Annotated in this window: 6 protein-coding genes; all 6 read right to left on the bottom strand. The window is 59.5% G+C overall.

The window, feature by feature from the left end:
* Positions 1 to 4,181 (bottom strand): hypothetical protein (locus tag J4G14_02530; protein MCE2456680.1); only part of this gene is annotated, 4,181 nt, incomplete at its 3' end.
* Positions 4,182 to 4,195: 14 nt separating this feature from the next.
* Entirely contained in the window at positions 4,196 to 5,923 is a 1,728-nt protein-coding gene (locus J4G14_02525; GenBank protein MCE2456679.1) for a fibronectin type III domain-containing protein, read from the bottom strand.
* Between the two features lie 260 nt (positions 5,924 to 6,183).
* A complete protein-coding gene (locus tag J4G14_02520; protein MCE2456678.1) occupies positions 6,184 to 7,917 on the bottom strand; it encodes a fibronectin type III domain-containing protein in 1,734 nt (577 codons plus the stop codon).
* 542 nt (positions 7,918 to 8,459) lie between these two features.
* Positions 8,460 to 9,146 (bottom strand): hypothetical protein, encoded by a 687-nt coding sequence (locus J4G14_02515; GenBank protein ID MCE2456677.1) that lies wholly within the window; start codon positions 9,144 to 9,146, stop codon positions 8,460 to 8,462.
* Positions 9,146 to 10,447 carry a fibronectin type III domain-containing protein gene (locus tag J4G14_02510; GenBank protein MCE2456676.1) on the bottom strand — a complete coding sequence of 434 codons (1,302 nt, stop codon included), beginning with the start codon at positions 10,445 to 10,447 and terminating at the stop codon, positions 9,146 to 9,148. Before J4G14_02510 ends, J4G14_02515 begins: the two co-directional genes overlap by 1 nt.
* A gap of 13 nt (positions 10,448 to 10,460) precedes the next feature.
* On the bottom strand, positions 10,461 to 10,916 hold the full coding sequence (locus tag J4G14_02505; GenBank protein MCE2456675.1) for a hypothetical protein: 456 nt from the start codon (positions 10,914 to 10,916) through the stop codon (positions 10,461 to 10,463).
* Positions 10,917 to 11,044 lie beyond the last annotated feature (128 nt).

Raw genomic sequence — 11,044 nt, 5'->3', positions numbered from 1 at the left:
GGATCGTGCTTCCAGTCCTCGGGGTTTCGGAAATGCCGTACAGCTTCTGCGTACAGCTTGGCGTCAGGGTCGTCGACACCTCGCTGCTGTGCCTCGATATTCGATGCTATCTCCCGATCTTCCTGCCCCTTTGTCTCAAGGTGCTGCTGGAATACCACTGGGTCTCGGGAAGCCTCGTCCCGCAGGCCCTCGATGTTTGACTCCAGCTCCTTCTGTTCCTGCCCCTGTGTAATCAGGTAGTCCTTGATCTGGGCAGACGCGGCCTCCTCTTTCAGCACCTCGATATTCGATGTGAGCTCACGCCTTTCCTGCCCATGAGTCACCAGGTAGTCTCTGAGCTGGGCGGGAGAGAACTCGGGAGTCTTCGTGTACGAATCGGACAGCCCCATGCCAAGCTCATCCATTTCGACGGTGTCTCCGATTGGCGTTGGACTCGCAGCGTCTCCCTGAGCAAACTGCGGCTGCTTGTCAAGCCACTCCCGATAGATGGACTGGACTGCCTCGTTCGCCGCTGCCGCGTGTGGAGCTGCGCCTGCTGCCTCAGCAGCTTGAGCAGCTATTTCGTCCGGCAGTTTCTTCGTGTACTGGACAACCAGATCCCGATTGAAGTCATCAACGAGCTGGGTGTTCTGTTCACCGAGGCCTGCAAACCAGTCGGTGAGGTGCTGCCCTCCTCGCGTCACGTCTCCCTTGGCCTGTTCGATGAACTGCTTGTTGAGGACCGACTGGATTGGAGCGTCAAGTCTGTCGTACAGCGACTGCACTCGGGAGGCCGGAGTCAACCAGACACTCTCCGAGTCGTCCGGGCCCAGTCCGGCGTGAGGGTCGGACGGATCGAATCCCTTGTACTCGTCCGTTTTCATGTGCTCGATTGTCTTCAGCAGCCCTTCGCCTGTGCCATGCTGTGCTATCAGGCTCTGGGCCTGTTCGCGGTAGGCTGCTGGCAGGTTCGCTACCCACTGTGAAACGACAGCTTCGTCGGCAGAGTTGATCTTGACAGAGTCTTCCCGCTGCTGGTTCAGCTCGTCGATGAACAGCTGCGCTCCCGCCTGCAGACCATGTTGGTCGACCAGGGACTGCGCCTTTGCTCTCTCGTCGTCGTCTGCGATCTGCCCGAGGAAGTCCGTCGTAGCCTTTTCGGTCTGGGCGACCTGCCAGGACTTGATCGCATTGTCAGCAGCCCCTTCGAGTGCGCCGTGAAGGGCTGTCAGGTGTGCTGCCTGCCGCTCCTCTCGGGTAGCTGTGCCTCCGACCTCCTTCATGGCGCTGTAGGCGGCTGAATCCACCTCGCGCATGAATGCGTCGATGTCAGATCCCTCTGGAAGCTGAGATGCTACCTCGTTCTTCAGCCACACCCCATACGCCTCGTTTGTGCGCCCGGGCAGTCGATACTTTGTCTGACCGAACATTTCGGACAGCCGCTCAGCGGCCTCCTCTCCCTGGTTCGCAGCGGTAGCGGCCAGAAGCTGCTGTCGCTCATAGTCCCTCATCTGGAATGCTGCGACATCGGAGTCTGAGCTCAGCTTTGGAGGCTCTGCCGGCAGGAACTTGGTCGGGGTCTCACTCTCAGGCTTGCGGGCTTCTGTGGCTGTGGATGGAGGGCCTCCACGTCCAGGAGGTGCGCCTGTGGGCCTGTTGGAACCTCCAGCGATACTTGCGTCGTAGATGCTGCGCGGAGGTCCATGCCCTACAGTCTCGCCCAGAGCCTCGACAGGTTGCGTGTCGGGATCGACTGCCTGACTGTCGACTGGATCGGCTGCTGAGGGCTGTTCAACGATCCCAGTGTCGACCAGCTCCTGCATCCGCTTCTGTCGCTGTGCGGTGTTTCCCTTCCCCTGTGCGATGTACTGCTGGACCTGACTCTGGTACACATCCTTCTTGTTAGGGTCCGTCTTCCAATTGGCAAGGCGGCTCAGCATGACCGCGTCGGCCTGCCTGTCGGACTGACGCATCTGTTCCTGCCATGCCTCCCGTTTCGCCGCTCTCCTCTCCAGGTCGCGATTGTGGATCCGGAGATTCTTCCGTTCAGTGGCGACCTTGTTGACAAGCTCGACCAGCCCCTGCTGTTCCTCCTCGGAGAGTGCGGTCGGGTCGACATTGGACAGACGTTCCTCCCACTCGGAGAGAAACTTGTCCTGCTCAGCTTCCGACCGAACTACGGACCCTTTTGGAGGTCTTCCCAGCTGGCCTCCCTCCAGGGACTGCTCAAACTGGACATGGTCTTTACCCCATGCGAGGTGCTGCTTGATGTCGCGAGTGGCATAGAAGGCATCCGCGCCCTCCTCCCCTGCGGTCGGGAGGCCTTCTTGACGGCCTGCAAACCGCTCGAATATGTCTGGAGTCCTGTCCGCCTCGGGAACTGCGCTGACGGCCTCCCTGTGCGCTCTCAGGGCCTCCAGGAGCTCAGAGCCGCTTACGTCGACCTCATTCCCAACATGCCAGCCATGCTGCAACTGCCCCATGTACCGCTCGATCGAGCCCTGCGCGACCGCGTGTGAGTAGTCAGCCCGGGCCCTGTTGTAGGTCGTCTGGACTTCGCTGTTCACCGATTCGATCAGCGAGTTATAGGTGTCCGCCTGCGTCTGTGCGTCTTCCCTGGACGACTCGCCGGACTGGTACTGCCCGAGGGCAGTCTGGTACTGCTCAAATCCGTCCGACAGACGCTGCTGTTGGTCGGTCGTCAGTGCGCTCCAGAACTCCGTTGAAATGTGCTCTGGTCGGCTGTCCGTAGGCTCTGCCGAAACAGCACCTTCAGCGGAGGGAGTGGGTGAGTCGTCTGGTGCTGGCGAATCGGAGTCCAGAGGGTCGCCTGTCTGGGGATCTCCCTCTGATTCCCCAGTGATAGGGTCTGCCTCCGCTGTTTCACCTGCGGCCGGCTTATCCAACCCTGGACGCTCAACCTCCGAAAGGACCTCTCTGAGCATGTCAGGGATGTCCTCGCCATCGAACTCAGCACTGGACCGCAGCTGGTCAGCAGGTCTGAACTGTGCGGCTTGCGATCTCTTTTCAGTAGCTGGTTCATCACGCTCAGGTCGCTCGGCTTCCGAAACGATCTCTCCGAGTATGCCAGGGACTTCGCTGTCATCCTCCTCTGATGGCTCAGAATCGTCCACAAGGTCGTCCCTTACGCTGCCGACCTCCTCGTCAAACTCGCTGCTATGCTCTCGCGCCATTTCAGCATGACTCGCAAGTGTTCTCAGGCGGGACGACAGCTTCTGCTTCGGCAGACGTCCCCTTCTGCCAAGCCTGATTTCTGCCTCAAGGAGTGCTGCCTTGCGAATCAGCTCCTCTCTGTCGGTCTGCGCCGGCGGTCCCTCGTAGTCGACAACCTGCCGGTCGATGTCAAGCTCACCTTCTGGGACGAATGGGTCAATCCCCTCCGACCCCTCGGGAGTGCGCTCTGAGTCGTCCCCAAAGTCGTCCCTTCGTTCACGGACTCGCTCCACGTCGATCCCACGACGTTCGTTCGCCAGTCGTTCTTGCTCTCGCTGACGGGCCCGGGCGATTGCGGCCTGTCGTGCTCGCGCTTCCGCAAGCACTCTCTCCTGTTCACGTTCGTCGTCGTCGAGGTCGCTGCTGTCACTTTCTTGGGCAGCTTCCCGCAAGGTATCTTCGTGCTCTGAGAGCCTCCCCTGAACACGCTCGCGCCTGCGTTCAAGAGATTGGCGTCGGTGACTGTCAACCTCCCCTCGAAGGCGATCACTTCCGTCAAGCGACCGCAACTCCCGGAATGTATCCACATCGTCTTCGATTCCAGGGTCGATTTCCCTGGAGGGCCTCGGCTCTCTGCGGGAAGTTGGTGATAGCCCCCTGCGAGTGCGAGGTCGGGGACCATCGCCATCTTCGAGGCCATCCTTTTCGTGCGGCTCAACTTCCCGTTCAGTCAGCATGTCCCCTGGTCTGGGACTGTATTGGCGTCTGCGTCGTGAAACGGGTGAAGGGCGAGTGCTATCTTCTTTCTTCCTCTCGCCTTCGACCTCAAGGTTGGAGTCCTCCAGCTGTCGCTCTTTCCGACCGCTGGGTTTCCGTTCCTCCTGTTCTGGTTCCTCGTACTTTGCACGGTTCTTGAGATCGTCGCGCAGATACCAGTTTCCAGACCCGCGATTGTTCCAGGCCCAATACTTGCCATTGGGAGCTCTCCGAGGCGCGGGAGGTCTGCGTTGAGTGTCGCTGTCTGCCATGTCTCTACTCTCCCCTATGTGACTCCAGGCTTAGTGACCAGGAGTACAGCCCCTGCTATCAACCCGAACAGAACGATTACACCTGTGCTTGCGAGTCCTATCGTTGGGATCCCGAACAGCACCATACCGACGCCAGCGACTATGCAGGCGATGATGAGCGATTGAGCCAGCTTCAAGACCAGAAGGAACACCGCGAACAGCGCGGCAAAGCCTCCAAAAGCGAACACCAGGCGGGGCTCAACTCCCGCAGTATGGGCAGCTCCCCTCAGCACGGACACTCCAGGCCAGTCGAATCCCTCCATGTCGCCCACCACGACAATCTGCATGGCGTCCGAGGTCTCGGGAGCGCCGAGGTCCACTACTGCCAGGCTCTCTGAGGGAGATAACCTGTCCGTCTCCCCACTGATGTCTGTCAGCGCCCGCGTACAGTCGTCGCACTCGACACCCGCGTCTATTTCCACAAGTGAGAAATTCCCCAGCGGGTTGCTGTCCGTGTACTGGATGCTGAATGTCGCGACCCAACTGACCTCCGCTCCGGCCTCGATTCCAGAGCCTCCTCCGTCGAGCCTGAAGACCGCTCTCTGGATGTTGTCTCCCCTGCTGAGCTGGTAGCTGACTGGGGAGACTGTAAAGCTCGATGTGTTGCCAGCCGCGAATGAGTCCAGTCCGAGAAGTACAGACCAGCCTGATTCCGTTGGCGTCACATACGATACCGATACCACGCCTTCTTCACCTGGACTCCCATAGGAAATGGGGTCAAAGGTCACAGCAATTCGGTACACGCGGCCTCCCCCAAGGCTCACGGTGCTGTGCGGTGTGGACAGGCACTGTGCATTGGTGACGCAGCCGAACGGTCGCACCTGGCTTGCCGTGTATGGCCCTGACGTGGTTGCGGCCTCCTCGATCCTCGCGATGCGGATTGGAAGCTCGAAGTAGGACTCCACCTGGACGCTGGTGAGCACCGGATTGGTTGTCCCTGACCCTCTCTGAGAGTAGCCCGAATCGCCCACGCTGTTAGTAGCCCGCACCTCGGCTTCATACGCTGAGGTGGCCTGGAGGTTAGCAGCTGTGTGCATGGTCGTCGTTATGTCCTCAACGTCAGTCCAAGACGATGTCCCTAGCTCCCTGAACCGGAGGTCGTAAGAGGTTATACGCGCCCCGTTCGCCGCAGGCGCTGTCCAGGAGATCCGTATGGAGTCGAAGGTGACTCCCTCAAGCACAGGACGGTCGGGGATGTCCGGAATCGCAGGCGGTGATGTCGCGCCATAACCGGAGGTCGAGTGCCCAGAGTCCCCCACACTGTTTGTGGCACTCACCTGCGCCTCATAGGTGACGTGGGGTTCGAGTTGCGTCGCTGTATAGCTGGTGGTCGTGTGCCCCAGAACCTCAGTCCAGGGCGTCGTACCACGTTTGCGATGGCGGATGTCGTAAGAGGTGATCGCCGCCCCGTTGTTCGCTGGTGCTGTCCAAGAGATCAGCAGAGCGGTCGAGCTTGCAGACGTCACGAATGGAGCGTCTGGCCTCTCAGGAGCTCCAGGGGCAGTCGCGCCTGAATCGCCTCCAGCGTTTGTCGCTCTCACCTCAGCTTCGTAGGCCGTGTTGACCTTCAGCCCTGTCGCTGTGTAGCTGATTGTCGTATGGTCCAGAACCTCAGTCCAGGACGCGGTCCCTTGCTCACGGTAGCGGATGCTGTATGAGGTGATCGTCGCCCCGTTGTCGGACGGGGCTGTCCAGGAGATCACAACTGCGGTCGAGCTCTCCGTCTTAACAGTTGGGGCAGACGGTGTTGCCTGGAGGCAATACCCCTGTCGTCGCGGTCCCTTCTTGCGAGTAGTCTGAGTCGCCTCCAGCGTTTGTCGCTCTCACCTCGGCTTCGTAGGTGGTGTTGACCTTCAGCCCTGTCGCTGTGTAGCTGGTTGTCGTATGGTCCAGAACCTCAGTCCAGGACGCGGTCCCCTGCTCACGGTAGCGAAAGTCGTATGAGGTGATGTCTGCCCCGTTGTCAGCGGGCTCGACCCAAGAGATAACGATACTGGTTGTGCTTATAGCTGTGACCGATGGCCTGGCTGGGGTGTCGGGAGCTACGGCGTCGGTCGCTCCCCTCCCTGTGGGAGAGTAGCCAGAGTCGCCTCCCTCGTTCGTTGCGCTTACCTCGGCCTCGTGTCGCTGTGTAGCTGGTTGTCGTGTGGTCGAAAACGTCAGTCCAGGATGATGTGCCATGTTCGCGGTAGCGGAGGTCGTAAGATGTGATCGCAAAGTTGTTGTCTGAAGGTTCAACCCAAGAGATCACAACGGCTGTCGAGCTCGCCGCCGTGATGGTCGGGGCTGCTGGAATTGCAGGCGCAACTGCGCTCGGCCTCCCAAACCCCAGAATGACCCTTGTGTGTTCCTCGATTCCCATGAGACGGGCCTGCGACGTGCTATCGAGGATGTCCCACCTTGCAAAATTCCCCCCAGCCACATCAATCGAGCCGGGAGGAAATGTGAGAAGCCAATCGTCGGTCTGCACATACATGGTGAGCCTGTCGCCAGCCCCTCCAGTATCGAAGTAGTCGCCAATGCGGAAGGCTGTATGGTTGTCGTTAAGGGTGATTTCTGAGCCTTCTTCGTTCGTTCTGAAGGACGTGATCCGTATGTTGTCGGGACCCAGTCCGAGCTCACCGGCATTGAGACTGCCCGACTCTGCTCTAGGTGCGCGTCCAAACAGGTTATGTCCAGGACCGGCTTCGATCAGTCCAAGCGCGTCCATGACCAGTCCGTCGTCCTGGAAGTCAGCGAGGCCAAACCCACTCCTGACCCTGACAGTCACACTCGATGTTGCGGCCCGCCCGTCCGCAGTAGCGGTCCATGTCAGCTCAATGGCCTGCTCCACACCTGTTTCAGCTGGGGCTGTCCAGGTTGTTGAAGTAGCATTGGGTGTCCCGAATGCGCCTCCCCCACTAGATGACCAGGAGTACCTTAGACGGCCTCCGAGGGCGAGGATTCCCGCTGCTTCATGGTTTCCGGTCCTGAAGGCGCTCGGCATATCCCCCACTTCGGTTGACGACCCTGGCGACGCGGTATTCAACTCCCAGAGCTCACCGCCGTCCTTGTCGAATCCGTACCAACTGATACCGTCCGTAGCCAGCCCGCGAGGTGAGTCCCATCCAGCTGTCAGGTCCCCAACTTTGGTTGACGACGCCGCAGTCGTGACGTTGAGTTTCCAGAGCTCATCGCCGTCGTCGTCGAGTCCATACCAGCTGATGCCGTCTGTCGCCAGTCCGCGAGGGCTACCCCAACCAGCTGTCAGGTCTCCAACTTTGGTTGACGACGCCGCAGTCGTGACGTTGAGACTCCAGAGCTCATCACCACTATCATCCAGCGCGTACCAGACTGTTCCGTCTGTCGCAATCCCGCCCACAACCCCGAGCCCAGAAGGAAAATCCCCATGCGATGCAAGGGTGCGTGCTGGTGGGTCGAAACTCCTGAGCGAACCTGGAACATTGGGCTCGGTAGTCGCGAGGTAGGCAGTCGTTCCGTCTGCCGAGTCAACCCCATAATCGAAGCTGCGCCGGCTGAATCCGCCAAGCGACACTGACTGACCAGGGCTGGTCACGTTCACTTCCCAAAGACGCAGCCCTCCAGGACTGCTGTTCTGGTCTGCGATCCCGTACCAGGTCGTCGTAGGAGCGTTTGAGACGACCCCTGAAAGCGTGATCGTTTCGCCGCCGTCAACTACCAGTGCTGTTGCAGACACACTTGCTGAGTGCGGAGTCGATTTGAGTGCTGTTGCAGACACACTTGCTGAGAGCGGAGTCGATATGGTGGAATACTCTGGCAGAATCTCCCATGTTTGGGAGATCGTCGTGTGGGTCCTGGAGCTACCAGCGCCCCTCCAATTCAGAACGAACACATACTGACCCAGAGGACACTGAGCACTTGCCGTCAGATAGTGGGTGAACTCGCTAGAGTCCTCCAGGTAGGCATATCCGTCATCCGGTACGGTCTGCCATGTCCCCATTTCGGGTCCATGACAACCCACAGCCGTCAGGGATAGGTTTGGATTCCTGACTTCAACCCGCCAACGGTCACCACTTTCCAACGAGGAGAGTCCGAGAAGGACAGGTGCGTCTGTCCCCAGACGGACCTTGAGGGCTCCCGCCTCTATGGTCGGATTGGGCTGCCCTTTCTGTGCCTCGGCAGGGCCTCCAGCAAGTGCGAAAACGACCGCAACAAGCAGCCCAAGGAGCGTTAACTTTAAGATTCCCGCAGCTCCGACCTTCCGTAGCTTGGACAGCATCAGAATCCCCTAACCGTGCGGATGGTGAAGATCCCGAGCATGATGACCGCTCCCCACTGGAGGCCAGCGAGAATGAGCCGCAGGACTCCGAAGAAGTCGCCCTCATGCTTGAGGATCGAGTAGTCCATCGAGGCTATCTTCAGTGCGAATTTCAGGACTCCAGAGACCTTGTCCAGCTGCTTTCCTCCCCATGAGAAGAAGGCGACCAGGAAATTCTCGTTTGGCCGGACCTCCTTCGGTGTCTTGAGCCCGTCGTCGTCGACCTTTGCCTCGGTCAGAATCCTCGTCCCTGCTGGATAGGAGAGCTGCAACGCTGGGTCGATTCCGATTTCCTGCTGAGGCTCTGGACCTGCACTTCCAACACCCAGACCAGGCTGCGCCACAGCTATCACCCTGTAGATGGCGTCGGAGGCCAGTGCTCTCGTCTGCCCTGCCTCCTGTATCTCGGTGACAAACTGCACATGAGCCCCGAGGCGAGCGAGTGACGAGCCCCTGATTCCAACTGGCTGACCGTCAACCATCCCTCCATACGGAGCTCTAATGACCACGGTATTCGACCCCGCCAGGGCTGGAACTGAGAGCACTCCCGCTGCAAACAGGCTGGGAGAGCTGGTGTCGGCAGCGAGACCCACAACATGAATGAAGGCATAGATGGCCGCAAGTCCCATGATTAGGTTCTGAGACATCAGCCGCCCTTCTTGAGGAACATCAGCCAGACAATCACAAATCCAGCCGTGAGAGCCATCGCTATGACGATCCACATTGGGACCCAACCCATTACCGCGCCCGCAAGAAGCACCAGGACGGCTGCGACGATACCAGCTCCAGGGACAGGCGCGAGTCTTCCCGCAAGGACAGCTGCTGCCAGTGCCAAGCCTCCAAAAATCATCGCTCCCACCATGCTTGGAGGCACTCCGGTAAGCGACTCGGCAGACTCGAAACCCTGTGTGATTATCGTCCCGCCGATGGGCTGTGCTTCAGCAGACTCTGAGGCGTCCGACAGCGGGACCGAAAGGGTCTGTCCCACGCCATAGTAGATTCCAGGCAGCAGGAATCGGATTCCCGACACGTAAGCCTCCAGGTAATCGTCCCCGAGCGGTGTGACGTAGCCGTCCGCAACCAGGCGCGTACCCTGCCGAGCATCGACGGACTCAAGGATCCTGCTCACCGCAGCTTCAGCTGGGCTCGGGTCCCCAGTGAGCATGAATGTCATCCCGAATGGTTCCTCGACCGACCAGGTAGAGTCAGGGATGCGAGCTGGATTGAGCTGCTGGGACAGCCGCCATGTCTTCCCCTGTTCGGAGGCGACATCGGCCTCAGTGAACGAAAATCCAGCGTAGCAGCGGCAGCGTGTCGCGATCAGGCCCTCGCCGTAGCCCAGCGGTGTGTCGGGAATGGTCACAGGGGAGATCACGGTCGCATGATTCCAGGCGTGGGAATCAGAAGGAGGTGTCACCCTCCAGGACACCAGCTCAAGGACTGGAGGCGGGTTGTCTCCAGGTGGTCGGGAGACGAAGTAACGAGCCAGAATCAAGGTGTCCCCATTCGGATAGACATAGCCGCGAACGGTGTCCGTAGCCAGAACATGAGGCAGCTCAGGGAGTCTGTAGGCTGCGGGGGTAGGTGTGGGAGCTCCGAGGGTCGAAAGCACAAGTGAAGATGACCAGTCCGTCCAGTCGCCAGCGTTGTTAAGTCTGGGACGCCTCCCCCGGACCTGAATGTCGTAGGAAGTGGACGGGGCGAGAGACTTGATGGTGTATCCATCTGGGCCTGCGGTCTCGGTTGCAGCCCAGTCCTGCTCGTCCGTCACCCTCCAGCGGATCTCGTACACGTAGTCCGAATAGGGAGTCCAGGCGATGACCAGTGCTGAGTCGGATCGGTCCACAAGCCAGGGTGAAGGCGTCGGGATTGGCGTCTGAGCGTAGACGCGGTCTCCCCACACCAATGCGAACAGAACGAATGCCGTGACAGCAGCTCGGAGAAGCATCGAGCGACTCCAACTACATCCCCCGAGAGCTGCGGAACTGCATGTAGACGAAGCCGACAGCGCCGCCTAGCACTCCGATAACCCAGATAATCTTGACCAGGTTGACTATGTCCTTTGCGCCCGAACTGTCGTAGGCCAGGGTCCCGGACACTCCCGCTGCCCTTACCAGTTTCGCCGCCTCCGCATCAGCAGTAACCTCTGACGCGGTGAATGCAGCTATCGCGCACAGCGTACCCGCACGGTAGAAACCGTTGTTGGGGTTGTCGGCGATGGCGACTTCGACATCCTGAGTGACAAGTGTTGTCGCAGTAGCAGTTGCATTGTCGCTCTTGAGGCTGGCTTTCGCTCCAGTGGGGCATGTCTGGGCTGCTGAAATGCTGTTGACCTGCCCCACAACGGTCGGCGTCAAGAGCAGACCAAACAGGACGATCACCAATGCCCCCACAATGCCTTTGATGCCAGATGACATAGGCTATATGCCTCCTAAGTCAGAGGAGTTTTCAATTGAAAACTCGCTGGCTACATACCCTGTGAGCTGCGGAACTGCATGTAGACGAAGCCGACAGCGCCGCCTAGTACGCCAATCACCCAGATGAT

The organism is Dehalococcoidia bacterium, assembly GCA_021295915.1.
GTDB lineage: Bacteria > Chloroflexota > Dehalococcoidia > Lucifugimonadales > UBA1123 > VXRN01.
The sequence above is the reverse complement of the archived record's forward strand: the minus strand, read 5'-3'. Positions and strand labels throughout refer to the sequence as shown.

Coding starts and splice junctions, on each gene's coding strand:
- J4G14_02515 (MCE2456677.1), bottom strand. CDS start 9,146: ATGTCTCAGAACCTAATCATGGGACTTGCGGCCATCTATGCCTTCATT.
- J4G14_02510 (MCE2456676.1), bottom strand. CDS start 10,447: ATGCTTCTCCGAGCTGCTGTCACGGCATTCGTTCTGTTCGCATTGGTG.
- J4G14_02505 (MCE2456675.1), bottom strand. CDS start 10,916: ATGTCATCTGGCATCAAAGGCATTGTGGGGGCATTGGTGATCGTCCTG.